27 protein-coding genes and 2 riboswitches are annotated in these 26,711 nt (G+C 35.1%); of the genes, 17 read left to right on the forward strand and 10 right to left on the reverse strand.

Annotated elements, in window-relative coordinates; translation table 11 throughout:
• The first annotated feature begins 327 nt into the window (after positions 1 to 327).
• From KM149_RS05025 to KM149_RS05040, 3 genes are all read left to right on the forward strand, one after another.
• Positions 328 to 753 carry a hypothetical protein gene (locus KM149_RS05025; RefSeq protein WP_214970158.1) on the forward strand — a complete coding sequence of 142 codons (426 nt, stop codon included), beginning with the start codon at positions 328 to 330 and terminating at the stop codon, positions 751 to 753.
• Between the two features lie 237 nt (positions 754 to 990).
• Complete coding sequence (locus KM149_RS05030; protein ID WP_214970155.1) at positions 991 to 2,412, forward strand: pyridoxal phosphate-dependent decarboxylase family protein; 1,422 nt, start codon at positions 991 to 993, stop codon at positions 2,410 to 2,412.
• A 240-nt stretch (positions 2,413 to 2,652) separates the two neighbouring features.
• Positions 2,653 to 5,463 carry an SdrD B-like domain-containing protein gene (locus KM149_RS05040; protein ID WP_216341950.1) on the forward strand — a complete coding sequence of 937 codons (2,811 nt, stop codon included), beginning with the start codon at positions 2,653 to 2,655 and terminating at the stop codon, positions 5,461 to 5,463.
• An 85-nt stretch (positions 5,464 to 5,548) separates the two neighbouring features.
• Here KM149_RS05040 and KM149_RS05045 read toward each other — a convergent pair whose 3' ends face one another.
• Complete coding sequence (locus KM149_RS05045; RefSeq protein WP_214970149.1) at positions 5,549 to 5,758, reverse strand: hypothetical protein; 210 nt, start codon at positions 5,756 to 5,758, stop codon at positions 5,549 to 5,551.
• A gap of 86 nt (positions 5,759 to 5,844) precedes the next feature.
• Positions 5,845 to 6,162: a magnetosome magnetite crystal formation protein family gene (locus KM149_RS05050; RefSeq protein WP_214970146.1), complete on the reverse strand. Its 318-nt coding sequence runs from the start codon at positions 6,160 to 6,162 to the stop codon at positions 5,845 to 5,847.
• A gap of 294 nt (positions 6,163 to 6,456) precedes the next feature.
• Between KM149_RS05050 and menE the strand changes: the two genes are divergently transcribed.
• Both menE and menC read left to right on the forward strand, forming a co-directional pair.
• On the forward strand, positions 6,457 to 7,851 hold the full coding sequence (gene menE / locus KM149_RS05055) for an o-succinylbenzoate--CoA ligase (protein WP_182280341.1): 1,395 nt from the start codon (positions 6,457 to 6,459) through the stop codon (positions 7,849 to 7,851).
• The gene (gene menC, locus KM149_RS05060; protein ID WP_165545633.1) at positions 7,848 to 8,837 is read left to right on the forward strand and encodes an o-succinylbenzoate synthase; all 990 of its coding nucleotides are present in this window, start codon (positions 7,848 to 7,850) and stop codon (positions 8,835 to 8,837) included. Before menE ends, menC begins: the two co-directional genes overlap by 4 nt.
• Here the strand turns inward: menC and yidD are convergent.
• Positions 8,813 to 9,064 (reverse strand): membrane protein insertion efficiency factor YidD, encoded by a 252-nt coding sequence (gene yidD, locus KM149_RS05065; RefSeq protein WP_050330616.1) that lies wholly within the window; start codon positions 9,062 to 9,064, stop codon positions 8,813 to 8,815. The genes menC and yidD overlap by 25 nt on opposite strands.
• A 57-nt stretch (positions 9,065 to 9,121) precedes the next feature.
• Between yidD and ytkD the strand changes: the two genes are divergently transcribed.
• Together ytkD and KM149_RS05075 are read left to right on the forward strand one after the other, a co-directional pair.
• Entirely contained in the window at positions 9,122 to 9,592 is a 471-nt protein-coding gene (gene ytkD / locus KM149_RS05070) for an RNA deprotection pyrophosphohydrolase (protein WP_050330617.1), read from the forward strand.
• Positions 9,573 to 10,343, forward strand: coding sequence for an alpha/beta hydrolase family protein (locus KM149_RS05075; RefSeq protein ID WP_214970144.1), 771 nt, complete (start codon positions 9,573 to 9,575; stop codon positions 10,341 to 10,343). Before ytkD ends, KM149_RS05075 begins: the two co-directional genes overlap by 20 nt.
• 133 nt (positions 10,344 to 10,476) lie before the next feature.
• Here KM149_RS05075 and pckA read toward each other — a convergent pair whose 3' ends face one another.
• Positions 10,477 to 12,060, reverse strand: a complete 1,584-nt coding sequence (gene pckA, locus KM149_RS05080) for a phosphoenolpyruvate carboxykinase (ATP) (RefSeq protein WP_182280338.1) — start codon at positions 12,058 to 12,060, stop codon at positions 10,477 to 10,479.
• A 331-nt stretch (positions 12,061 to 12,391) separates the two neighbouring features.
• Positions 12,392 to 12,501: riboswitch (SAM riboswitch) on the forward strand.
• Between the two features lie 106 nt (positions 12,502 to 12,607).
• Here pckA and metK point away from each other — a divergent pair.
• From metK to KM149_RS05095, 3 genes are all read left to right on the forward strand, one after another.
• Positions 12,608 to 13,807 (forward strand): methionine adenosyltransferase, encoded by a 1,200-nt coding sequence (metK, locus tag KM149_RS05085; protein ID WP_241415556.1) that lies wholly within the window; start codon positions 12,608 to 12,610, stop codon positions 13,805 to 13,807.
• An 89-nt stretch (positions 13,808 to 13,896) separates the two neighbouring features.
• The gene (locus tag KM149_RS05090; protein WP_214970140.1) at positions 13,897 to 14,808 is read left to right on the forward strand and encodes an NERD domain-containing protein; all 912 of its coding nucleotides are present in this window, start codon (positions 13,897 to 13,899) and stop codon (positions 14,806 to 14,808) included.
• 714 nt (positions 14,809 to 15,522) lie between these two features.
• Positions 15,523 to 16,359 (forward strand): aldo/keto reductase, encoded by an 837-nt coding sequence (locus KM149_RS05095; RefSeq protein WP_165545629.1) that lies wholly within the window; start codon positions 15,523 to 15,525, stop codon positions 16,357 to 16,359.
• Between the two features lie 139 nt (positions 16,360 to 16,498).
• Here KM149_RS05095 and KM149_RS05100 read toward each other — a convergent pair whose 3' ends face one another.
• Genes KM149_RS05100 through KM149_RS05110 form a run of 3 tightly spaced genes read right to left on the reverse strand, consistent with a single transcriptional unit; the run spans position 16,499 to position 17,556 of the window.
• Complete coding sequence (locus KM149_RS05100) at positions 16,499 to 16,855, reverse strand: fluoride efflux transporter FluC (protein ID WP_165545628.1); 357 nt, start codon at positions 16,853 to 16,855, stop codon at positions 16,499 to 16,501.
• Positions 16,852 to 17,217, reverse strand: a complete 366-nt coding sequence (gene crcB / locus KM149_RS05105; RefSeq protein WP_165545627.1) for a fluoride efflux transporter CrcB — start codon at positions 17,215 to 17,217, stop codon at positions 16,852 to 16,854. The genes KM149_RS05100 and crcB overlap by 4 nt, the downstream gene beginning before the upstream one ends.
• Before the next feature lie 36 nt (positions 17,218 to 17,253).
• Positions 17,254 to 17,556, reverse strand: coding sequence for a hypothetical protein (locus tag KM149_RS05110; RefSeq protein WP_050330624.1), 303 nt, complete (start codon positions 17,554 to 17,556; stop codon positions 17,254 to 17,256).
• 155 nt (positions 17,557 to 17,711) lie between these two features.
• On the opposite strand from KM149_RS05110, the gene KM149_RS05115 reads away from it, so the two are divergent.
• Both KM149_RS05115 and KM149_RS05120 read left to right on the forward strand, forming a co-directional pair.
• Entirely contained in the window at positions 17,712 to 18,422 is a 711-nt protein-coding gene (locus tag KM149_RS05115; protein WP_050330625.1) for a transaldolase, read from the forward strand.
• Positions 18,423 to 18,668: 246 nt separating this feature from the next.
• A complete protein-coding gene (locus tag KM149_RS05120; RefSeq protein WP_165545625.1) occupies positions 18,669 to 19,118 on the forward strand; it encodes a hypothetical protein in 450 nt (149 codons plus the stop codon).
• 2 nt (positions 19,119 to 19,120) lie between these two features.
• Here KM149_RS05120 and KM149_RS05125 read toward each other — a convergent pair whose 3' ends face one another.
• Both KM149_RS05125 and KM149_RS05130 read right to left on the reverse strand, forming a co-directional pair.
• Positions 19,121 to 19,549 (reverse strand): hypothetical protein, encoded by a 429-nt coding sequence (locus KM149_RS05125; RefSeq protein WP_165545624.1) that lies wholly within the window; start codon positions 19,547 to 19,549, stop codon positions 19,121 to 19,123.
• A 2-nt stretch (positions 19,550 to 19,551) separates the two neighbouring features.
• Complete coding sequence (locus tag KM149_RS05130) at positions 19,552 to 20,040, reverse strand: sigma-70 family RNA polymerase sigma factor (protein ID WP_082165720.1); 489 nt, start codon at positions 20,038 to 20,040, stop codon at positions 19,552 to 19,554.
• Positions 20,041 to 20,244: 204 nt separating this feature from the next.
• On the opposite strand from KM149_RS05130, the gene KM149_RS05135 reads away from it, so the two are divergent.
• Complete coding sequence (locus KM149_RS05135) at positions 20,245 to 20,466, forward strand: hypothetical protein (protein ID WP_016425399.1); 222 nt, start codon at positions 20,245 to 20,247, stop codon at positions 20,464 to 20,466.
• Positions 20,467 to 20,622: 156 nt separating this feature from the next.
• Positions 20,623 to 21,486, forward strand: a complete 864-nt coding sequence (sagB, locus tag KM149_RS05140) for a peptidoglycan release complex glucosaminidase SagB (protein WP_214970136.1) — start codon at positions 20,623 to 20,625, stop codon at positions 21,484 to 21,486.
• 321 nt (positions 21,487 to 21,807) lie between these two features.
• Here the strand turns inward: sagB and KM149_RS05145 are convergent, their stop codons facing one another.
• Positions 21,808 to 22,695 carry an osmoprotectant ABC transporter substrate-binding protein gene (locus tag KM149_RS05145; RefSeq protein WP_241415584.1) on the reverse strand — a complete coding sequence of 296 codons (888 nt, stop codon included), beginning with the start codon at positions 22,693 to 22,695 and terminating at the stop codon, positions 21,808 to 21,810.
• Positions 22,696 to 22,919: 224 nt separating this feature from the next.
• Here KM149_RS05145 and KM149_RS05150 point away from each other — a divergent pair, with 224 nt between their 5' ends.
• The 3 genes from KM149_RS05150 to KM149_RS05160 all read left to right on the forward strand — a co-directional run bounded on the left by KM149_RS05150 (position 22,920) and on the right by KM149_RS05160 (position 26,705).
• Complete coding sequence (locus KM149_RS05150; protein WP_165545622.1) at positions 22,920 to 24,485, forward strand: FAD/NAD(P)-binding protein; 1,566 nt, start codon at positions 22,920 to 22,922, stop codon at positions 24,483 to 24,485.
• 266 nt (positions 24,486 to 24,751) lie between these two features.
• Positions 24,752 to 24,884, forward strand: a riboswitch (FMN riboswitch).
• Between the two features lie 140 nt (positions 24,885 to 25,024).
• Complete coding sequence (ribD, locus tag KM149_RS05155; RefSeq protein WP_214970133.1) at positions 25,025 to 26,071, forward strand: bifunctional diaminohydroxyphosphoribosylaminopyrimidine deaminase/5-amino-6-(5-phosphoribosylamino)uracil reductase RibD; 1,047 nt, start codon at positions 25,025 to 25,027, stop codon at positions 26,069 to 26,071.
• Positions 26,072 to 26,075: 4 nt separating this feature from the next.
• Positions 26,076 to 26,705 carry a riboflavin synthase gene (locus KM149_RS05160; RefSeq protein ID WP_050330632.1) on the forward strand — a complete coding sequence of 210 codons (630 nt, stop codon included), beginning with the start codon at positions 26,076 to 26,078 and terminating at the stop codon, positions 26,703 to 26,705.
• Positions 26,706 to 26,711 lie beyond the last annotated feature (6 nt).

Below are 26,711 nucleotides of genomic sequence, written 5' to 3' on the forward strand. Positions count from 1 at the left end.
CTTTTTTGTAAATTAAAAAAACTTATAGTCCAAAAATTGTCGCTGTATAATTCAATTTGATAATGACTAAGTTAAAGTGATGTAAAAGCATTACACAACTAATAACTATTTAATTTTATAATAAAAGTAATTCTATATTAATGTTATATATATTAAATTGCAATTAATGGATATTTAATATACTGTTAATTCCATATTTATGAAATTAACTTTATAATAAAAGTGCATCTAGATGAAGTGAAAAGAAAGACGTCGATGAACGGTTCATTAACAAGTAAGGCTACATGTATTTTGAAAACCAAACAAATAGAGAATGGAGAGAAACACATGAAAAATAGCGTACTACTTAAATCATTAATGGCTGTAACTGTATTAGCTACTGCAACAGGTAGTGCTTTATTCGTAGGTGATGGTATAACACATGAAGCAAAAGCACAACAAGAGAACCCAAATGCAGGTCATTTTCACAAAGAAGTTGATGGAAAAAGTTTAGATTTTACTGATACATTCGAGAAAACTAATTTATCACCTAAAACATTAGCAGAAGAAATAGCAAATAAGCTTAAAGGACAAGGTTTAGACCCGTCAAAATATAGTTTTAAACTTTATGTAGAAAAAGCAGATGGAGCTAAAATTGGTAATTCTGACGGGGGATTAAGTCCTGTTGTAGGTGAAGGGTTAAGTAATCAAACTAGTGAATTTAATCCTACTAAAGATACATTAAAAATTTTTGATATAGTAAAAACTCAATAATCTATATTTATAATATCTTTAACCGCTCATACATGTCACTGAGCGGTTTTTAATTATGTAAATTTAGTATAGGTTTTTATAAATATTGATTCTGGTGGCTCTTTACGGTTTTTAGTGTTATATTACCCATTGAAGTAGATTTCTATAGGAATGTTATGAATTAACACATTTTTTATATTGTATCGTTATTTTCATAATTAGTGATTAACTTTTATGGATGAACTTGGGGGGATTTATATGAATGAAGAACAAAATCAAATGCATAAAATTCAAGAGGAAGAAATTTTAAAGTTAACCAATCAATTTGTGAATAAGATTTTCAAGCATTATAATCAAGGCGATTTTAATGCAAAAAGAGGGTTTTTGAATCGCCAAGAGATTCGCAAACCTTTTAATTTGTCCTCGATTCAATCTCAAGGTCGACCAATCGAAGAAGTTATGAAAGAAGAAATCGATGCGTTAGAATTGGATGCGAATTTACGACACCCTAGATATTATGGTTTTATCCCGGGACCGGCGGAGTATGTATCGTGGTTAGGAGATATGATTGCGACATCTTACAATTCTCACGTAGGTGGATGGCATTTAGCGCCTGGTGCAAGTGCAATGGAAAAAGAGGTCATTCATTGGGCGATTCAGCAAGTAGGTTTAAAAGGTGAGCATGCAGGAGGCATTCTTGAATCAGGAGGAACGATGGCTGGTTTTACGGCACTGGCTGCCGCAAGAGATGCTAAAGTTTCAGTTAATGATATTTCTAAAGCGACTGTATATATGACGCGACAAACACATACTGCCAATCACAAGGCATTACATTTATTAGGGATACCCAAAGAAAATTGGCGTTACGTTGATACAGAGAATTTTCGGATGGAAAGTGACGATTTAGAACGACAAATACAGGCTGATCAAGAGAAAGGTTTAATCCCGATTATTGTCATTGGAACATGTGGAACGACCAATACAGGTGCTATAGATCCGTTAGATCAAATTGCTCGAATTTGCGAAAAATATCAATTGTGGTTTCATGTTGATGGTGCCTATGGTGCATCAGTCGTTCTTTCAGATCAACGTCATTTAGCGAAAGGCATTGAAAAAGCAGATTCGATTGTATGGGATGGACATAAATGGTTGTACCAAATCTATGGTATTGCGTTTTGCCTTGTAAAAGATATCCGATATTTGCTAAATACATATCGTGCTGGAGGAGAATACCTACAAGACGTAGAGTCTACAACGGATAAACCTGATTGGTGGGATATGGGGCCTGAATTAACAAGACCTGCACGGGGACCTCGATTGTGGATGACGTTACAAACGTTTGGTACTGAAAAAATATCTGCAATGATCAATCAATCTATGACATATGCAGAGTGGTTTGAAGCACAAGTGAAACAATCTAAACGTTTAGAACTTGTAACAGCAGCGAGTCTTGGCATTGTCACATTTAAAGTAAAAGCTGAGCGTCGAGAGGAATCTGAAAGAAAAAATCTATTGTTATCAGAAACGCTAAGAAAATACAATATTGCAGGTATATTTACGACAATGTTAAATGATGAGAATGTTTTAAGAATCTGTACAATTAGTCCAGAAGAAAGTTTAGAAGATTTTAAAGACATGTATCAAAGTATTGAAAACACAATGGATAAATTAGGAATGTAGTAAAGTAAGACTGATGAACGTTACTGTTAAAGTAAAAAAAGCGATATGTATGCTAAATTTTTATTTCTAAATTAATTCTAAAAATTTAACACAAACCAAATAAACACACCTTAAATTATTGCAAATATAAACTTTTTATTAACTATTTCAAATAATATTGTCTTTCATATCATCACGTTATACAATTGCGCTTAGTGTAATCGGTAATATTGCGCAATAAGAACGAGATGGAGAGAAAAAGTGAATAATCAACAAAAATTTGGAATTAGAAAATATAAATTTGGGGCAGCATCTATATTATTAGGGACAATGTTTATCGTTGGTATTGGTCAAAATAATGAAGCAGAGGCATCAGAAGAAGTAAAGCCCGCTATAGCAGTTGAAACTGGGAAGTCAACTGCAGAATCAACACCACAATCCACTGACGCAAATAAAGCAACTGAGAATAACGAACAAGCGCAATTCGCTCTTCAAAATGAGGAAAAAGTAGACTCAGTAAAAGAAGAAGTCACACCTCAAGCTGTTTCAACACAGCCAGTTGAAACTAAAAATGAAGAAGCGGCAGTATTAAGCAATAAAAAGGAAGAAAAAGTCCAAGCTGAACCGCTAAAGTCACAAGTCGCACCTGTCAAAAATGAAGAAAAAATAGAAGCACAAGCAAATCCAGCACAGTTAACTGACAACAAACAAGAGGCAGATCAAAGTAAAGTAGCAAAAAATATTTCAACAGAACTTCAAGAAGTGAAAGTTGATTTAACAAATGTTAATAATACACAAGCTATCAATCCACAAAAAGCGGAAAGATTAAACTTAAAATTAAATGCGAAATTACCTGAAAATACAAGAAGTGGTGATTTCTTCGAAGTAGAACTGTCAGATAATATCAACACGAATGGTATATCCGTTGATAAAAAAACAGCAAATATTTTATTAGAAGGTCAATCTGACGTATTAGCACAAAGTGAAGTAGTAGGTAATAAGATTAAATATACGTTTACTGATGTTGTCAATAATAAATCAAATGTGAACGTCAACTTAGAATTACCTTTATTTATTGATACAAGCAAAGTTTTAAATAATGAAAACATCAATGTAAAAGCAGAAGTAGGAAGACATAAATCCGAGAAAAACTTGAATGTAAATTATTTAAATCCAGTCACAGCTACAAATATTTCTAGTTTAAAAGGCGCTTTTATCACATTAGATAAAGCAAATCATAAATTCACACATATCACATATATTAATCCACTTGCAAAATCATACAATTTACAAAAAGTCACTTTCACAAATGACAAAAATAGTGGGATTGATTTCCTAAAAGTTGGACTAAATATATATCAAGTGCCAAATGGGAAAACACCAAATCAAAGTATGCATAACGAATATAAACAATTTGATGACATTACAAATAATTTTACAATTAAATCTAATCAAAATACTTTAATTTTAACACCACGAAATAATGACATAAAACAACCATTAATTGTAGTTTTAGATGGTCAATTTGATGATAAGCAAGATATCAATTTAAAAGTGACGCAAAATTCTATTGAAAACCATAGATATTACGATAGATACCCTGTAACTTTAAACTGGATTGATGATATTCAACTTCATTCTGGTAAAGGTCAAGGAAATGGCGAAAATATTCCTGTTCCACCTATAGTACCCGTACCACCACAACCTGAAATCATCATAGAAGGCGGAAATGTGATTAATACAGTTGAAGATTCAATTCCAAATGATGTTATTCATGGTATGAATACAGGTGTAGATACTGAAATTGAAGAACATGGAAATTTAATCTACCTTGAATCAGAACTTCCGAAAGAAATCGAACGTGGGCAACAGATGGGTATTCTATCATTTGAAGAAGATACAGTTGAACCAACCTACACAATTGGAGATTTCGTATGGGAAGATGGCGATCACAATGGTGTACAAAATGAAGGTGAAACAGGGCTAGCGAATGTCACTGTAACATTGAAAAATGAACAAGGTGAAGTTGTGGCAGAAACGCAAAGTGATGCACAAGGTCACTACCAGTTTACGAATGTTAAAAAAGGTAAATACGAAGTGGTATTTACAACGCCTGAAGGTTATGAAGCAACAAGTAAGCACACAACAGCGAATACAGAAAAAGATTCCGATGGCTTAGTGGCGAAAATCGAGGTAACGAAAGACGATAACAGTATTGATGCAGGTTTCTTCCCATTGAAGAACTGGAACCCAGAAGAGCCAACATACACAATTGGAGATTTCGTATGGGAAGATGGTGACCATAATGGTGTACAAAATGAAGGTGAAAAAGGATTAGCGAATGTCACTGTAACATTGAAAAATGAACAAGGTGAAGTTGTGGCAGAAACGCAAAGTGATGCACAAGGTCACTATCAATTCACGAATGTTAAAAAAGGTAAATACGAAGTGGTATTTACAACGCCTGAAGGTTATGAAGCAACAAGTAAGCATACAACAGCGAATACAGAAAAAGATTCCGATGGCTTAGTGGCGAAGATCGACGTAACACAAGATGACAACAGTATTGATGCAGGATTTTTCCCATTGAAGAACTGGAATCCTGAGCCACCAATGCCAGAACCACCAACACCAGAGAAGCCGACGCCACCAATGCCAGAACCACCAACACCAGAGAAACCGACACCACCGATGCCGGAACAACCAACACCGGAGAAGCCGACGCCACCAATGCCAGAACAACCAACACCAGAGAAACCGACACCACCAATGCCGAAACAACCAACACCAGAGAAGCCGACGCCACCAATGTCTGAACAACCAACACCAAAAGCGCCAACACCACCAATGGTACAAACGCCAGCGGATCAACAACAAGGTAAAGGTCAGATGAAATCATCAACGAACAAGAAAAACCAATCAATGTCTAAAGGTGAGCACGAGACTGCAAAACAATTGCCAAATACAGGGACATCTAACACATCACAAGCTGGCTGGTTAATGGGTACATTATTACTTACATTAGGTACGGTGATGATAGGTCGAAAACGTAAAAAAGAGAAAACAATTTAATTAAAGATGAAATATCAATAAAACGCGTTTAATAAAAGATAGAATCCGAGGTCTTCATTCATCTGTTTGAAAACCTCGGATTTTATTATTTTGATTTATCTTTTTGCGTGTAGATAAAAGCACTATAGACTGCAATAGAACAAAATATGGTGAATATAAGCATGCCAGATACTGCAAGAACACGAGCAATAGCGCTTTCTTTATAAATTACAACATAAAATCCTTGTAAGTAAAGGTAAGCAAGTAATGGTAAGATCGAAATAAAAATCGCTAAATTAGGTTGATTTTGCTTCATGTTTAAACCCCCAATAAATAATGCGACTTGTTCATAAAACGATACAACATGCTTTGTTCTTTAAATTGCCTCTATTAAGCAACATTTTACTCATCTGTCACAAGTACTTTAACCCCGCAATATAAATTATAAATAAGATAAAATACACTTCCTAAAGCTGTAAGAATACCCAGGATAAATAGAACGGCTGCTACAGTATGGTTGTATGATTGAGTTAAGCCAAAACAAATAACAGCAATGAGGATTAAGATCCAAGGTAAAATGTGATAAAGTAGCGCTTTTTTAGCATGTGTGGATACTGGTGGTCCTGCAGCAATCCATACGATAATTGGAAATAAAATAGGTGCGAAAAAAACACTAAAATAACTAAAAGAAGCCAATAATTTTTCTGTAGGCGTAGTCATACGCTTCACCTCCAATTGAGAAATAATTTACGCATTGAAATTTACGCATTAAAAATGAATCTATATTTACAAATCAGAGTGAATTTGTAGGGTCCTTCTTGATTTGTACTATAATTTTAAAATTCCACTATTTAAGTGCTTTAAAACGTAAAGTTCTTTTTTTATAAAAATAATACGAATCCCCAATCTCATTTCTCGCTGCTTCATGAAAATAATTTTAGATTTATATCATGCATGAGAGTTCGATTAAGACTATAATAGTATTATTAAGATTTATTCGGGGGGGAGACGAATATGGAACATTGGCTCGTACAACAAGCCAAGCAACAGCCGAGAAAAATTGCGATAGAGACCCCAACAGAGTCGTTGACGTTTGAAGAATTATTACAGTTAGCGACTGAAAAAGGGGCTGCATTAAAAGCTTTAAATCGACAACGACTCGGGCTATATATTGATAATACAATTGAAAGCGTTGTGCTCTTACATGCAGCTTGGCTCTATCAGATAGAAATTTCATTGATTAATAATCGCTTAACTGCTTATGAAATTGACCAACAAATGAATGCAATAGGTATTGATTTAATCATCAGTACACAGAATATCCTATTTACAACAAAAACGAAAGTCATATATTCAAGTACATTATTCAGTGAAGAAGCACCTCATATCCATCATTCTGTATCTGAAAATCAAATTGCATCGATTATGTTTACATCGGGGACAACTGGACCTCAAAAGGCAGTTCCGCAAACTTTCGCAAATCATCAATTTAGTGCAGAATCTTGTATTGAAAGTTTAGGTTTTAGTCCATCGTCTAAGTGGCTTGCAGTGCTACCGTTATTTCATATTTCGGGTTTAAGTATTTTATTAAGAAGTGTGCAATACGGATTCACTGTGTACTTACTCGAAAAATTCGATGAAAAAATCATTTTAGAGGCTATTCAGCATAAAGGGATTACGCATATTTCTTTAGTTCCTGTAACGCTGATGCGTTTAATGCAAAACGGGCTCAATCAACCTTATCAGCTTGAAAAAATACTCTTAGGTGGTGCCAAATTAGATGAACAATTGATTCGTCAGGCGCTACAATATCAGTTGCCGATTTATAATTCGTTTGGTATGACTGAAACGTGTTCACAATTTTTAACTGCTTCACCTCAGTTATTGAAAAACAAACCGAATACTGTCGGCCATGCAAGTGAAAATATTGATCTCAAAGTAGTATCTCCGGATGAAAACGGGCACGGAGAACTTTATGTTAAAGCGCAAAATGTGATGAATGGTTATTTATATCCTTCGCATCTTGAGAACGCTTTTGATGCGGAAGGATATTTTAAAACAGGTGATATCGCGAGTATGGACGAAGATGGCGACGTCATCATTTATGATCGACGCAAAGATTTAATTATTAGCGGTGGCGAAAACATTTATCCTTTTGAAATCGAATCTGTAGCTAAAACACATCCTGAAGTTCAAGATGCGATGTGTACGGGCATTGATGATGATGTTTGGGGACAAAGACCGATTTTATATGTAGTTGCACAACAAGCGATTGAAAATATTGAGGGATATTTACAAGCGCGTTTAGCCAGATATAAGCAACCTGCATTTATTTATTTTGTAAAAGCACTTCCATACACAAGTACTGGTAAATTACAAAGACGTTTGTTAAATGAGGGATTTCAATGAAATTAATGGCCATTCATTTTTACCGTTTTAATCCACGATTTATACATCCGATTCAGACAGCAAAAATTAAGCTTACACATAGACGTACGTTGTTTGTTGCATTACAAGACGAACATGGAAAATTATGGTTTGGTGAATGTAATGCTTTTGAAACGGATTGGTATCATCATGAGACAATTGCGGATGTACAACACACCTTACAGAAATGGTTTGATAATGTAAAAGGGCAAGAAATTCGTAATTTTAGTGAAGGTCAAAAACTCGTTTCAACATTAGATGCATTTCCTACTGCACGTGCGACAATTATCATGGCGCTGTATCCGATGTTTTATCCATTGGAATGTTTTTCGATTCCAATGACGATTACAATCAATGGTGATTTTAATCAGCGGCTTATGAAATTAGATCAAGCGGGGAGAATTAAAGTTAAATGGAATACGGATATTTTGTCGCAAGTTAAGATGCTCACAACGATGTATCCGATGATACCGATTTCTACAGACGCTAACCAAACACTAACTCAAAAAGATGAAGTTACTTTAAAACAATTAAAATTGTATCAACTTGCTTATATAGAAGAACCATTCCAATCTTTAGATGTCAATATAGATGATCAGTCCTTGCCTCCTATAGCGATAGATGAACATGCGACAAGTGAAGAGGCAATTATGGAATGGATACAAAGTAAAGCCGTTCGTATCGTAGTTTTGAAACCTTTTCGTTTAGGAGGGATTGACCGAGTGCTCTCCATCATTGAGAGACTAAAAAAAGAAGAGGTACAATTTGTGTTAGGCGGTATGTACGAATGTGGTTTGAGTCGCTATTATACTGCTTTATTAAGTCGTGAGGGGAATTATGCAGGAGATATTCCTGAAGAAGGTTTTTATTTTAATGAAGATATTGTAAAAGGTTCGGGCACTTTAAAAAATGGGCGGTTATATTTCAAACCGCCCGAAGTGAATCAATCTTTATTATTAGCATGGTGATGCGTATGAGATGTTTTTAAAGGGACAGGATCAAAGCCCCCTTTATGAAATGGATGGCATTTTAAAATTCGTTTTAAGCCGAGCCAGCTTCCTTTTAATGCACCGTGAACTTGAATCGCTTCTAACGTATAATTGGAGCACGTTGGATAGAAACGGCAGGAAGGTGGCGTCAATGGTGAGATAAAGCGCTGATAAAAACGAATCAGTTTGATAAACAAAGTTTTCAAGTTGTAACCTCCTTCAATTGGTTATATTGTAACATAGATAGAAAGGGCGTATGGGGTGTGAAGTTTACCGATAGTCATCATCAAACGGTGGTGCTTGAATTTAAAAATCATCACGATGAACAAAATGGTGAACACGTTTTAGCGTTACCAATTTACAATCAAAATCTTGTGTTAACGCGACATAAAGATAGAGGGATTGAATTTCCAGGCGGTAAACGTGAAATTAATGAATCGAGTCAAGAGGCTGTGCAACGTGAATTATATGAAGAAACCGGGTCAACGATAGACACATTTTATTATATTGCACAATACGAGGTGCAAGGGCAATCACATTGTTTCAAAAAAGATGTTTATGTCGTATTTGTCGACCAGATTGAAGATAAAACTTATTATCATGAAACGTATGGACCTATTCTTACAAAGTCATTAGATACTATTCAAGATGATGAAAAAAGTTATTTATTAAATGATCCTGCGATATTAGCATGTGTAGAAAGGATGAAAGAACTTGGCTTTTATCAAAGCTAAACGAATGCCTGGCGAATTCATAACACATAAAGTTGAAGAATGGACGTATCGTGTTGATGACCTTAACGTTAAAGGGCTTTGCGTGGCGCCCCATTCTTATGTCAACAGAATCGTGATCTACTTACGTGGCGGTAAAGGACAAGTAGGGCGAGTTCGTTTAGCAAGATTACTTCAATTTATAAGCCCACATACTTTAGTATTTGCGCCGTATTATAGAGGAAGTAACGGAAGTCAAGGTTTTGATGAATTTGCGGGTAAAGATTTAAATGATGTTGTGGTTGCCGCAACGATGTTAAAAAATATGTATCCGCACGCGTCACTGCATCTAGTTGGATTTTCTAGAGGTGGGATTCAAGGTTTACTTACATTTCAAACTGTTAAAGCCAATAGCTATATTATTTGGGGTGGCGTTACGGATTTAAAGTTAATGTATGAAGAGCGTGTAGATTTAAGAGGTATGTTAAGAAGAATGGTAGGGCATCCTAAAAAAGACATAGAAGCCTATCGTAATCGAAATCCACTTCCTGATATTGATGCTGAATCGCCTCCTATTTTAATTATTCACGGAGCACAAGACCGGCAAGTAGGTATTCATCAAGCATATGATTTGGCACAACATTTAGAACAGGTTGGCGCTCGGTATGAAACATTCTATCAACGTGATGAAGGTCACGTGCCTAGACCACAAGCCATGAAAAAAGTTTTAGCTTTCATACAGGATTGGATGCTTCGACATGACAGTCAATCATGAATGAAGTTTATCGATTATTAAAAAATAAATTTTATCATTATTACAAATATAAAAGCGCGCCCGTTAAATGGAACTGAGCGCGCTTTTTGCTTACATAAGATTATGAAATTGCTTAAATAAATCAATCATATTCTTAATTCGATTTGAATCCACCGTTTAGTTCTAAATCTTGCGCATTTGCGCCAAATTTTTTGAAGTTATCTTTAAAGCGCTCTACAAGAAGTTGTGCTTGATCAGTATAGGCTTCTTTATCAGACCAAGCATTTTTAGGTTGTAGAATTGTGCTCGGTACGCCTTCAATTTCAGTAGGAATCGACAATCCAAAAACTTCATCTTTTTCGAATCCTGTATTTTTAAGCGCACCATTTATCGCATCATTGACCATTTTTCTTGTATATTTTAATTCAATACGATTACCTACACCATATTTTCCACCTGTCCAACCAGTGTTGACAAGGTAAACATCAACGGCATGTTTATCGATAAGGTCACCGAGTAAATTTGCATAAACTTCAGCTCTAAGAGGTAAGAATGGTGCACCGAAACAAGTTGAGAATGAAGGGACTGGTTCAGTAATGCCTCTTTCTGTACCCGCTAATTTTGAAGTAAAGCCACTCAAGAAGTGATACATCGCTTGATCTTTATTTAATTTAGAAATTGGTGGTAAAACACCAAATGCATCAGCTGTCAAAAAGATAATTGTATTTGGATGAGATGCTTTAGAAGGGAGCACAACATTATCGATATGGTCAATCGGGTAAGCCGCGCGTGTGTTTTCAGTATAATGATTATCATCAAAGTCAATATATCCATGTGCATCAACAACTAAATTTTCAAGTACAGTACCATATCGGATTGCATTGAAAATTTGTGGCTCTTTTTCAGCTGATAAGTTAATCGCTTTAGCATAGCAGCCACCCTCAATATTGAAAACACCGTTCTCGTTCCAACCGTGCTCGTCATCACCAATGAGTTTACGATTTGGGTCTGCTGATAATGTTGTTTTACCTGTTCCAGAGAGTCCAAAGAAGAGTGCGACATCGCCTTTATCTCCAACATTCGCTGAACAATGCATGCTCATAATATTATGTTGTGGTAACAAATAGTTCATGACAGAGAAGACAGATTTTTTCATTTCACCCGCATATTCTGTGCCACCAATTAAAATCGTTTTATGCTTGAAAGAGATGATAACAAAAGTTTCTGAGCGTGTACCATCGATTTTTGGATCTGCCTTAAAGTGGGGTGCAGAAATTAATGTAAAATCTGCTTTGATTTTTGAAGCTTCTTCTTTAGAAGTCGGTTTAATAAACATATTTTGCGCAAATAAATTATGCCATGCGAATTCATTAACCACTGTCAATTTAAGTTGCGAATTCGAATCACTTCCTGCGTAGCCATTAAAAACAAACAATTCTTCTTTGTCGTTTAAGTAATCAATAACTTTATGGTAGAGATTGAGAAATTTTTCTTCTGATATAGGTTGATTAATCGCCCCCCAATCGATATCGTCTTTCACCTGTGGATTGTCTACAATAAATTTATCTTTAGGTGAGCGCCCCGTGTATTCACCTGTTTTCGCATTGATGGCACCGAGTTCTGTTAACTCTGCTTCATCACGTTTTAAGATTTTGTTATAAAGTTCTGTTGTTGTAAGTTGAAAATGAGAACTTGGCTTATCGATTAATGCCTCTAACGCACTAGTATTAAATGACATGATCTAATCCCCTCCGAATTTTGTTGAATGTAAGCCTTTACAATTTAAGAGTATAACATATTAGAGAAATAATCCCTACTATATTTAAGAAAAAATAACAGCATTTAGATTAAATATTTATTTTTACGTATTCTGCTAGTGATTTCAGCTATAACTTAAACGGAAACTTAAATGCTTCACGTTCATATCCAATTTTTTAGTGGTTTTCTTCCATGAATATCGATGCATTTATCATAAATCTTTCTAGATAAGAAAGGTTTTAGAAATGATTTGTGCAGAAGTACGAAATTGACAGACTGATAAAAGTTATGTAATATAGTGCTAACGGATTCTCTTATCCTGAGTGGTGGAGGGACATGGACCCAATGAAACCCAGCAACCTCTTTTAACGAAGAAAGGTGCCAAACCGTTTGCAGACAAATATGGTCTGAACGATAAGAGCGAATGGACGTTAGGGCCTTCACTCTATTTTATAGTGTTGAAAGGCTCTTTTTTTATTGAGCTCAGAGAGAGAATGTTCGTAATCCATTATATAAAGGAGTTTATTATGACATACAACAGACGCTTATTTACTTCAGAATCAGTAACAGAAGGTCATCCTGATAAGATTGCAGACCAGATTTCTGATGCAATTTTGGATGAAATTTTGAAAGGAGATAAAAATGCACGTGTCGCTTGTGAGACGACAGTGACGACAGGTATGGCCTTAATCGCGGGTGAGATTTCTACTTCTACTTATGTCGATATTCCAAAAGTCGTACGCGAAACAGTTAGAGAGATTGGTTATACACGTGCGAAGTATGGTTACGACTATAAAACAATGTCTGTTTTAACAGCGATAGATGAACAATCACCTGATATTGCACAAGGTGTCGATCGCGCGTTGGAATATCGTGATGAAATGAATGACGAAGAGTTAAATACTGGTGCTGGCGATCAAGGCTTGATGTTCGGTTTTGCGACAAATGAAACAGATACACTCATGCCATTACCAATTGACCTGTCACATAAATTATCGAAACGTTTATCAGAAGTCCGTAAAAATGGAACTTTAGATTATTTACGACCTGATGGTAAAGTCCAAGTGACTGTTGAATATGATGAACAAAATCAACCAAAACGTATCGATACAATCGTTGTTTCTTCACAACATCACGAAGAAATTGAATTAGAAAAAATTCAAAATGATATTAAAGAGTATGTTATTTATCCAACAGTAGACCCAAGCTTATTAGATGAAGAGACTAAATTTTTCATTAATCCAACAGGGCGTTTTGTCATTGGTGGTCCACAAGGCGATGCAGGCTTAACTGGGCGTAAAATTATTGTTGATACTTACGGCGGTTATGCATGTCATGGTGGGGGCGCGTTTTCAGGAAAAGATCCTACAAAAGTAGACCGTTCCGCAGCCTATGCAGCGCGCTATGTCGCAAAAAACATTGTAGCTGCTCAACTTGCAGATAAATGTGAAGTGCAGCTTGCCTACGCCATTGGTGTCGCTCAGCCAGTTTCTATCGCCATCGATACATTTGGTACAGGAAGAGTCAGTGAGGATACTTTAATTCAAGCAGTACGTGATCACTTTGATTTACGGCCTGCTGGAATTATTAAAATGCTTGATTTACAACGTCCAATTTATAAACAAACGGCTGCATATGGCCACTTTGGTCGAAATGATGTGCAATTACCTTGGGAAAAAACAGATAAAATTGAATTATTAAAAGAAGCGGTTTCTGCTTTACAATAAATTTTATTGCTTTAACTATCGCTAATTTTATAGTTATTTAATATAATAGAAATAACTGTAGAAATGTAGATAAAAGGAAGGTATTGCAAATGACACAATTTGGTCCAATCGAAATAGGCCTCATTGCTGCTATTGTAATTGCAGCATTATTCTTTATTTTGTTTTTGGTAGCGCTCAAAAGTAAAAAGAAAGCTAAAGAAAGTTACGCAAGTCAATATCAATCGAAGCAAGATCAACTGACTCACGAACATGAAGAAGAGCTTGAAAAAGTTCGAATTGAAAAGAAAAAAGCGGACACGCAACATAAAGAAGAATATGAAACAATGCTTTCTTCAAAAAATAGAGAAATTGATGCTTTAAAATTATTTTCAAAAAATAGTAGTGAATATGTGACAGATATGCGTTTACTTGGAATACGTGAAAGATTAGTCAAAGAAAAACGTATTCGACCAGAAGATATGCATATCATGGCCAATATCTTTTTACCCACTAATGATTTAGAGGATATTACACGTATGAGTCATCTCGTTTTGACACGCACAGGTCTTTATATTATAGATTCTGAACTTTTAAAAGGTCATGTTTACCAAGGCGTTAGTCAAAATCAATTTTCAGAAAATCCAATGTTAGAGCAAGTTTTCAAAATATTAGATTTAGATCCATCAACACCACAGATGGTTGTGTTAGACCAACAAGATGGTGAACAAAATGCACTTTCAATCAAAGACTATACACAACAAATCAAACAAATTGAGCAAGTTGCAACACAATTGCAACGTCAATTGGATTTAAAATATACACCAACTACGATTTTATATTTTAATCCAAAACGTGAAGGCGATGTAACTATCTCAAGCTTTACAACACAAGGAACAACAAAAGTTTTAGTAGGCCCAGAGCAGTTGAATGAGTTCTTTAACAAATTTGTTTTCCATGGTCGTATTCAATACGATGTCAATGCGCTTCAAAGTATTATGGATGAAATTGAATCTTTTAATTAAGTTGTCTATTGTCATTTGATGAAGCATTTAATATTTAGAGGTTAAGACATATTGAAGTCTTGACCTCTTTTTTGTTTTTTAGAGGATTAAATGATCAAAAGGGCGAGTTGAATTCGAATCAAAAATTCTTAGATATACCATACAGCTAAAAACGAGGTTTGTTTGAAGTAAGAAGTCGTATAGATGGGTCGAAATAAATATGAAATTGATTACCAAACGAGACGACGAAATCAAATAGATTTCGTCGTCTCGCATGATAGGAGTACGAAAAACAAGGAAAGCGCAGTAGCTGACTGAACTGTACTTCGCTTTATTAGCACGCCCAGTCCTAGTCATCCTTGCCGGGGCGAGACGACGAAATCAAATAGATTTCTGTCTCGCATGATAGGAGTACGAAAAACAAGGAAAGCGCAGTAGCTGACTGGACTGTACTTCGCTTTATTAGCACGCCCAGTCCTAGTCATCCTTGCCAGGGCGAGACGACGAAATCAAATAGATTTCTGTCTCGCATGATAGGAGTACGAAAAACAAGGAAAGCGCAGCAGCTGACTGGACTGTACTTCGCTTTATTAGCACGCCCAGTCCTAGTCATCCTTGCCGGGGCGAGACGACGAAATCAAATAGATTTCTGTCTCGCTCCCAAGTTCAATGGCTTTAACATCGATTGAAAATGGTTTAGCATGTAAGGTGGATATTATAAAGGAGCGATGTTGTATGAATGAAAAGTCTTTTTATAATGGAAATCGTATGCCTCAAGTAGGCTTAGGTGTTTTCCGTGTAGAAAATGATGATTCTGCGAAGGATGCTGTTAAGCATGCGATTAAGCATGGTTATCGTAGTATTGATACGGCGATGATTTACAAAAATGAAGAAAAAGTGGGCGAAGGTATTCGTGAAGCTTTAGATGAAAATGGCTTAAAGCGTGAGGATTTATTTATCACGTCTAAGCTTTGGTTAAGTGATTATGGTCGTGACAGTGTAGAAAAAGCTTATCAAGCTTCATTATCGCGTTTAGGTTTAGACTACTTAGATTTATATCTTGTACATTGGCCAGGAACTGATGAAGATTTAATGATTGATACGTGGAAAGGGATGGAAGACCTTTACCAAGATCAAAAAGTTAAAAATATTGGTGTAAGTAATTTTAATGTTGAACATTTGGATCGCTTACTTGCCAATGCACGTATCAAACCTGTGATTAACCAAGTTGAATTCCATCCATATTTGACACAAAAAGCTTTACATGAGTATCTTGATGCACAAAATATTCTTATGGAATCTTGGTCACCTTTAATGAATGCACAAATTTTAGACGATGAGACGGTAAAAAGTGTTGCAGATGAAGTAAACCGCTCAGCTGCACAAGTCATTATTCGTTGGAATGTGCAGCATGGTGTAGTGACAATACCTAAATCAATCACACCAAGTCGTATTGAAGAAAACTTAAATGTTTTTGATTTTGAACTCTCTCAAGAACAAATGGATCGCTTAGATGCGCTCAATGAAAATCGTCGTATTGGACCAGATCCTCTACAATTTAATGGTCAATAAAACTATCAAAACCCGAGATTTCGCTAGCGTTAGCGAAACCTCGGGTTTATGCTCTATATATGGATACATAGACAAGTGGTGACTCAGTTTCTTCTTATTAGCTTGTTGCTTTCAAACTTTTTATGTTGAATGGCTAATTTTACAAATGGAATTGCACACCTAACCAACAAGCGATAAAACAAGCACCATATTGCAGTACACTATATATGGCAAACAGCAGCCAATTTTTCGACTGTTGAAGCATTTGTAATAGCTCTAATGATAATGTGGAAAACGTTGTAAAACCGCCAAGTATACCGACAGCAAAAAATAATTGCGCTGCGTGTGTGGCAGTATAGATTTGAAAAAGGTAGCCGATTAGAAAAGAACCTAACAAATTAATGAATAAGGTAGCTATCGGTATTTTGAAAAAATCAAAGCTAGATAGGCGTGCTGTCGTCATTGCGCGCAGTACAGCCCCTAAACCGCCACCTACACATAATAGTAGGACATTCATTTGTGATAACCTCCTAATCGATAACCTAGAAAACAGCATAAAATACCACAACAATAACTGATGAGTGCATAACTCAGTAGTATAAGTAAATGACCATATTCAGCTAAATAAACGAGTTCAAATTGGAAGGTTGAAAAAGTGGTTAATGCCCCTAGAAAGCCAGTTGTTATGCCTTGTTTGATTTGAGGATGTTGGATAAACCACTTTGTAGAGAGACGGGTAAAATATCCCATACCCATTGCACCGATTAAATTAGCAAGAAGGGTGCCGATTGGAAACTGTGAGTCAACAGGAATGAAACTGACTTGCCATCTCAACAATGCACCTATCGCACCGCCTATAAAGATATAAATATATTTCATGCAATCACCTGAGTCCTAAATGGCTTCATGCGCCATTTAAATAATACCAAAGGTAAAAAGGGAACTCACTATATGAATACAAATCACCACTAAAAGAATCCAAGGTTGTATTCGTGACGCTTTATGTATCCAGCTGCGATGCTCTGGCAAATGTTTGATTGATTTGTCTGCAAAAACGATGGATGCAACTAAAATGACAAAGTTTACAATACTACATACAAAAATCAATTTCACAATTGAAGTAAAATGCTTTTCGAGCATAGGGTTTTGTGTATTAAAATAAAAACTAATAAGCATTAATAATACCGATAAGTAAAAGTATTTTTTTGATTTAGACATAGTGCGCCTCCTTTATTTATCGATAGTAATCATATCATATTTTATTTATGAATTGAACGAATGTTGTTCATATGTAAAGCGTTAAAATAGCGGAATAGGACTTAAAAATGGTATAACTATAAATAGGATTAACAGCAATAAGGAGGCTATTTAAAATGGCAGAATTGAAAGTACGCGTATTTGCAGATGGTGCAGATATTGAACAAATGAAAAAAGCTTATCAAAATAAAGAGGTTGACGGTTTTACTACAAATCCAAGTTTAATGGCAAAAGCTGGTGTTAAAGACTATGTGGAATTTGCTAAAGAAGCAGTAGAGGCAATTCCTGATGCATCGATTTCATTCGAAGTTTTTGCTGATGACATGGAAACAATGGAAAAAGAAGCAGAAATCATCCAACAATTTGGTGAAAACATTTTTGTTAAAATTCCAGTTGTAAATACTAAAGGTGAATCAATGATTCCATTAATTGAAAAATTATCAGCTAAAGGCGTTAAATTGAATGTCACTGCTGTCTATACGATTGAACAAGTTAAAGCTATCACTGAAGCTGTGACTGAAGGTGTAGAAACATATGTGTCTGTTTTTGCAGGACGTATTGCAGATACAGGTGTGGACCCTATGCCATTAATGAAAGAATCAGTTGAAGTGACACATAGTAAAAAAGGCGTGCAATTATTATGGGCAAGCTGTCGCGAGTTATTCAATGTCATTCAAGCTGATGAAATTGGCGCAGATATCATTACATGTCCCTCAGACGTTGTGAAAAAAGTGCCTAACATTGGACGTGACATCAATGAATTATCTGTAGATACAGTTAAAGGATTTGAGAAAGATATTAAATCTTCTGGATTAAGTATCTTATAATTTTTAACTTGTGAGACAGATTTGAATTAATTTCAATGGCTTGTCCCGCTATGGAAGTCAAGCTACGAAAAGGTTAATTACAAGTATAAGCGTGAAAAAGTGACTGTGTCTGAAGCATGAGTTGATGCCTCAGACGCAGTCACTTTTTAATTTCTAATGAGCGAAACTCTTATTAGGATCTGCGCTTGTGATATGATAAAGTGAACATAAAAAATGCTGCAAAGATGAAAGGGGCGTATGTTGCACATGCAGAATCAAGCATTTCAACATCAAATTGAAAAAGATTTATGGTATCTCAATCAACGTGAGAAAAAAGCACTGCACACATATTTAAAATCGCGCGAGATGGATGATATACAAAATAAATATCGTACACCTCAGCGATTTGTTTCCTATTATTTAAAAAATCACATATTTTCGAATGAATTAAAAACGGCCAGTTATTTAACAATGACTTTGATTGGTTTGTTTGTTGTCAATGTGATGCTATTAGGACTATTTATAGGTGCATTACTCTTATGTTTAAGTTCAGCCCATTATTTTATCCAACCGAGTATGAATTTATCAGTAGGATTAGTCATCACGATTATGTTGACTGCACTGATTTCTTTAGTTCTCATTGTCTATTTGATGAAAGTAGCGAATGGGTATTTTACAAAGCGACTCATCGATTATAAATTTAATAAAGCAAAATAAAACTATAATAACTTGGAAAGCATCATAGCATCTTTCCATTTTTTTATAAATTGTATGAGCGGTATAGGTACGATGAGGGTGATATTATGTTCGAAATGGACTTTCGTTTGTTCAAAATAAGAAGAGGCCGCAATGACTTGAACCATATTGATGTATATCTGTACAGGTGCACGTTGAGGTTGCATGGGGCATAAGATGAGTTTTGGATTCAAATAGAAGGGTGATAAATGATACGTATTTAAAAGTTGAATAGAGAGATTTTTCTGAGTACGGAGCTCTTTTTGTGACGTTAATGCCAAATCGTTTAAGAAACGAGGAAGTGATTGCTTGCTATGGTGCGTATGAGATACATATTTAATTAAAAGTGGATACTCTATATTTTCAGAAGTTTTGAAGTAAAGCATAGTTTCGTGCGCATATTGTATCGTCATCGTTAAAATCCTTTCTTAATATCGTCATATGTGAGAACTTGTTTCAAGTGTTTCAAAGCGTGCGTCTTGTATTTCCTTATTGTTGTCGGAGAACGTTGCATCAACTGTTGAATTTCTTTTTGTCGATAGCCTTGTAAATAGTAACGGAACCATTGCTGTTCTGGAGGTTTTAATGCTTTTGTTAAATCACTTAACAACAAATGAGTAGTATTTAGAGATGTTGTTCGTAGCTCTATTTGCTTCACTTCTAGAGGTAAGGGTGTGGGCTGTTGAGATGATTGACGTAATAAATCAATAAGATAGAATTGTAAGTGATAGGTGATATATTTTTTGAAGCATTGATTAAAGGAAGGATCATACTTTAAAGATAGAGACCATAATTTGATTAATAAAAGTTGAAAATACTCATCATAATTATAATCAATATGATACTTGTGCAGTAAAAAATGGATTAACTTATAATATTGGACATAAAGTGTATTAAATTGCATGGACATGACTCCTCAATAATGAATGAACTGACCGGTCATTTCCTTTGTAACACAGCTAAAAGATTGAGGCATTTCACGATTTGTGCTATTTTATGTTTAATACAAGTTTTATCAATGACAAATAGGTTTAGAATCTTTGTATATTTGTTGTTGAATGCATTTTAATGACATTTAATTTATAAGTTAACATTCGAGGAGGAAATTATGGACTACGATCATTTAAATTTAGAGCATTTTTTTGCACGCAATGATGATTTAGATGTTATTCGAGATCGTTCAGAATTTGTAATGATTAACAATATGACAAAACAAATGATGTATCGAGATGGCGAAGTAGAAGGTACGATTGATCTCGCACGTTATTATTATAAAAACCGCTCTCAAGCTGCAAGTTTCATTATGATGGATTATCATCGCGATGAATAGTAATGAAGAACTTTACATATTCATTACTATTTTTTTATGAATGTGTAACAACGAGGGTATCTCGTTGTATAGATGCATTGAAGGTGGTAAAATTTGAATTCAAGCGGATAAAATAAATATATGAATTAAAATGAAACATTCTGAAGAGGTGTGTTTATGAGAAAGCACAAAAATGGCTCGATAATTGCTGTAATAGCGTCTTTTATTATTTTTGTTATTGCAGGTTTTTTCTTTTTTAGCATGATTAAAGATCAAATCTTTTTTAAATATGTTAATCAAGTAGAGCAGGTTGAGAAACTAGATGTAACACTTGATAAGGCAGCGAAGAAACAAATTGACAACTATACTAGTCAACAAGTTTCAAATAAAAATCATACGAATTGGCGTGACGCATCTGATTCAGAAATTCGCGATGCGATGGATAGTTCGGTGTTTATGGACGACAAGAGACAGAGGTATCAATTTTTAAATTTGTCGAAATATCAAGGTATTGATAAAAATAGAATTAAAAGAATGTTGAGAAATCATCCAACATTATTGGCACATACGGATGATTTTTTAAATGCTGCTAAAGAAAAACAAGTGAATGAAGTTTACTTAATTTCACACGCATTGTTAGAGACTGGCTCGGTTATGTCAGAGCTGTCGAATGGTGTCGAAATTGACGGTAAAAAGTATTATAATTTTTACGGTGTTGGGGCACTCGATGAAGACCCGATTAAAACGGGCGCTAAATATGCGAAGAAAAAAGGCTGGGATACGCCAGAAAAAGCGATTTATGGTGGCGCAGAATTTATCCACGATCATTACTTATCAAACCCAAATCAGAATACGTTATACAGTATGAGATGGAATCCTAAAAATCCTGGAGAACATCAATATGCAACAGATATTAATTGGGCGAAAAGTAACGCCGTCATTATGGCAGATTTTTACAAAGATATGAAAACAGAAGGTAAATATTTTAACTGGTATGTTTATAAAGATGACAAAAAACATCAAGATGGTAAAAATTACTAGTTTATAGAGAATTACAGAATATACGATTATCAATACAATAAAGCGGAACAGAACGCGAACACTTATGTGTAGGTTTCTGTTCCGCTTTATTTATGTGCTATCTCTAGGAAGAAAGTGTATATGAATTTCAAAGTTGCTTTATATATGTGTTTATATGGTCGATGTCCCATTATTCCGCTTTGTTACGACGCCCTAATAAAAAAAAGAATGCAATTGTTAAAATGAGCACTTTACCTATTTTTTTAATCAAAATCAATCACCTCACGCTATTATAAGTTTGTTCAATTTCATTTTCCGTTTAGTTATTAAACATTGGCGTAATTAATGTTCAAAATAATGATGGGCTTTTAAGAAATCTTCTGCGACGACAGCAGATTCTTTTCCTTCTCCATCAGCCTCATAATTCAATTTTTGCATTTGTTTCGTATTGATTTTACCCGATAAATCTTTTAAAGACTTTTTCAGTTCAGGATGTGTTTTTAAAATTTGATCCGTTGCAACGACACTAGCGTCATAAGGTGGGAAGAAGTGTTTATCATCATTCAAAACAACAAGATCATAGGCTGAAATTCGACCATCAGTAGTATATCCTAATGCAACATCCAATTTTTTATTTTTTAAAGCATCGTACACTAAACCAATTTGCATCGGCCGGATTGTATCAAAATCAAAGCCATATGCTTTTGTAAAAGCAGGGTATCCATCACCGGCACGTTTAATCCAAGTACTATCTGTCCCTAAACGCAGTTCATCGCTATGTTTTTTTAAATCTGATACATTTTTTAGATGATACTTACGCGCTGTTTCTTTAGTGACCATAAATGCAAATGTATTTTCAAATCCGTAAGAGTCAAACCAAGTTTGATGGAAACGTTTTTCAAATTCTTTTTGTGTAATCGCCATTGCTTTTTTAGGGTTTTTGATTGGATCCATTTCTAATGCACCGACAAGATCCGTACCCGTATAACGAGTCGAAGAAATATTTCCATCTCCGTTGATTAAAGCATTATGTTGAATCGTACTAGAGCCCAAATTATTAATGATTGCGGGTTTGATTTTTCCTTTTGTATCATGCTCGATTTTAAGGCGGACCATGTGAGCCATAATTTGTGATTCACTTGTTGATAGAGCCGTAATTTTTACACTATCTTTTGAAGTTCCACCTAAACCGGGAAGTGAACAACCAGACAAAATAATCAAACTTAACATAAATAAAGCCAATTTTTTATACACGATGACAAAGCCTCCGAATATTAATATCATACTTCAATTAAACAAAAAGGGTAAAAATATCTTGTGAGATTATTATACCATAGTAATTTTTTTATTGTTCTTTATCACAATTGGATATAAAAATAACGTTTTTTCATTATTTCTTATTATTAAGGGTATAATGAATTTGAGTGAGATACTTAAAATAAGGATGATGTAAGATGAGAGTAGCCATTATAGGAATGGGCACAGCAGGTGTGAGTGTGCTCAGACAATTAGTTAAATATAAGCATTTTAAGAAAATTCAATTAGATATTTATGATAACGAGGAAAATATGGGACAAGGCAAGCCCTTTCAAAATGATAGTGAGGATTTGCTCATCAATGTACCAGTTGATATGTTGTCATTGAATATAGATAATATTTTAGAATTTAGAGAATGGTATAACGAACAAGATACTTTTAATTACGGTGATGCGGACTACTTACCGCGTTATGTATTTGGTCATTACATGAAAAGCTATTTAGAACAATTTGATCATGAATTCGACAATGTAAATGTAATTAAAAAAGAAGTTAAACATATGTATATTGAAGAGCAAGCCAATGAAATTATTCCTAAGCGAATCATTGTATGTACCGATGATGAAGTGGAATCTTGTAAAGACTATGACTATGTGTTTTTTACAATTGGTACGATGTCATATCACGATCCATACCAACTCAAAGGTCAAAAAGGGTATATTCAAGCGCCTTACCCGGCTAATCAAACACTGTCAGAAGTTAAAAAAGATGACACAATCGCCATAATCGGTACGGGTCTGGCAAGTTTAGACGTCATTCGATATACATTGTCTCATCATCAGAAAAAGCCTATTATTATGGCGAGTCGCGGTGGTAAGTTGCCAAGTGTCCGGGGTGAGATGCAAACGATTGAATTCAAATATCTTACACTTGAAAATTTTGACCAGTTAAAAGCAGAAAATATGGGTGTGGTTCCATTAGAAGATGCGGTGGAATTATTTAAAAAAGAATGTGAAGCGCGAGAGATTCCACTTCAAAAACTACTTAAACGTCGAAAGTATGATGCGATCCGTGATTTAAATTATGACTTGAATCACCCTGAAGAATTAGGGGCTTTGCAGAGTGTGTTTGAGGCATTAAAAGAAAATATGGATTGGATTTGGAACAGTTTGAGTCGTGAAGGTCAAACACAATTTATATCTAAGTACCATAGATATTTAAAAGAAAATACAAATCCGATGCCGAGAGAAACAGCTTTATTGTTGATTGACGCAATTAAAGCTGGTGATTTAGAAATATTATCCGGACTCGAAAATGTACGCCAATATTATGGTAAATACCGACTTGCCTTTAAAAATAAAGAGGATGAATTAAAAGTGGATATTGTCATCAATGCTACGGGTCCGAAAAAACATTTGAGTCAGTTAGATGATGACGATGCCTTATTGTTGGATGTTGCGAATCGAGAAATTATACAACCGCATCCAATGGGAGGAATTCAAATTGTACCGTCGACAAATGAAGTGATTAGTCCATTGTATGGTACATTGCGCAATTTAAGAGCAATTGGTCAAATTACCAATGGTGTCAATTTTGAGCGCAACGGTGTCACAATGATTGTTCAACAAGCAGTAAGAGCTGTCGACAATTTATATGACACCTATAAAGCTAAAAAAGCACTTGATAAAGAGAAAAAGAAAGCACAGAAAAAGGCGCAAAAAAAGAAAAAAGATAAAAAGAAGAAAAAGAAAAAGAAAAAATAAGTTGTCCAACTTAAAAGATGACAATATGATTCGTCTGTTTTGTCAAGAAGATTGTGTCTACTTTCTTCAAAGAGTCAATATGATTGTTATACATTGGCAGGGCATAGTTTTAAAAAGCTATATTATTATGTAAAAATGATTTTTATAGAATAAGTTTAATTCCTGATTTTATATTCAAACAATTGTAAAATTTAAAAAGTTACGGTAATATAGACGCATGGGCTTTGACAGTCCATGCGTATCTTTTATACTCAATACAATTTCATATATTCTTTCGGGGCTGGGTGAAATTCCCAACCGGCAGTAAATTAAAGCCTGCGACCCATATTGCAAAGCGATATGGCTGATCTAGTGAGAATCTAGAGCCGACAGTTAAAGTCTGGATGGGAGGAAGAATAGGTATGGCAATTTCACAAAGTATTGTGAAGCTTATTTGTCGTACCAAATGATATATGAATCCGACTGTCTTTAAAGAGATAGCGATTTCTAATTCCCACTACTCGATTTTAAACGAGTGGTTTTTTTATTGAGGTGAAAGATTGGAAAATTATTTAGAACAAGCAATACAACTCGCACAAATGGTCAACGGCCAAACAGGAACGAATCCTCCTGTAGGCGCTGTTGTTGTTAAAAACGGTAGAATCATTGGATTAGGCGCACATTTGAGAAAAGGCGACAAACATGCTGAAATTCAAGCCATTGATATGGCTGGTGAAGCAAATGTAAAAGATGCATCGATTTATGTATCATTAGAGCCTTGTTCTCATTATGGAAGTACACCGCCTTGTGCCAAAAGAATCATCGACACAGGGATTAAAAAGGTGGTATACGCAGCTAAAGACATCACTTTAGATACAGCGGGTCACCAAATGATGGTGGAAGCGGGTATTGATGTAGAATACCGTCCGATGAAACAAGCCTTGGATTTATATGCTGACTTTTTCAAAAGTAAATCAGAGGGACGACCTATTGTAACTGTCAAAGTCAGTGCAAGTTTAGATGGCAAACAAGCTACAGATCTTGAAGAGAGTCAGTGGATTACTTCAAAAGCTGTGAAGCAAGATGTTTTTAATTTGAGGCATAATCATGATGCTATTATCACTGGTAATGGGACGCTTCGCAAAGATAATCCAAGTTTGACAACGCGTATCGAAGATGGACATCATCCGGCAAAGGTCATTCTTTCGCGTTCTGGTGACGTAAATTGGAATGCGCAACTCTTTAAAGATGAAACGACACCGATTTATATTTATACCGAAAACCATAGTTTAACATCGACAGAAGACCATATTCATATTATTAAAGCGAATCAATTAAATGTTGATTTTATATTAAAAGATTTATTTCAAAAAGGTTTCGGTCGGATACTTGTTGAAGCCGGACCGAACGTGACATCACAATTTTTAGCGTCACTTGATGTGACAAACTTCATCCTATATTTAGCCCCGAAAATCATAGGTGGTCAAGGTAAATATCAATTTTATCAAACAAATGATGTAATGCCTTTAGACCAACTACCACAATTTGAAATTGTACACAGTGAAATAATAGATACCGACATGAAATTACGAATGAAGAGGAAGTGAATCCATGTTCACAGGTATCGTTGAAGAAATAGGTACAATTGAAAAAATTCAAAAGCAAAATCCCACAACTGAACTGACTATACAGTGTCAACATATATTAACGGATATGCATATTGGTGATTCAATAAGTGTCAACGGCACGTGCTTAACGGTAACTACTTTTAATGCACACAGTTTTTCAGTGGAAGTTATTTTAGGTACTGAAAATAAAACATATCTTGCTGAACTTAAGACAGGAGATAAAGTCAATCTTGAGCGCGCGTTATTAGCAACTGGCCGCTTAGGAGGTCACTTTGTGCAAGGCCATGTAGACGGGAAAGGTCGTATCAAACAAATTCAATCATCACAAAATGAATGGATTTATACGATTGAAGCACCTACTCATTTAATGGAACAAATGATTTCACAAGGCTCTATTGCTGTTGACGGTATCAGTTTAACGATTTTTAAAAAGCACCCTCATGCTTTTGACATTCATTTAATTCCAGAAACAAGAAAATCTACAACTTTATCTACGAAGAAACAAGGAGATCCTGTTCATTTAGAGACGGACATGTTATTTAAATATGTCCAATCGATAACAACACAAAAATCAGACTTATCAATGGAAGATTTGCTGAAAGCAGGATTTTAATGGAGG

Source organism: Staphylococcus coagulans, assembly GCF_022557135.1.
In the GTDB taxonomy this organism is placed as follows: Bacteria; Bacillota; Bacilli; order Staphylococcales; family Staphylococcaceae; genus Staphylococcus; species Staphylococcus coagulans.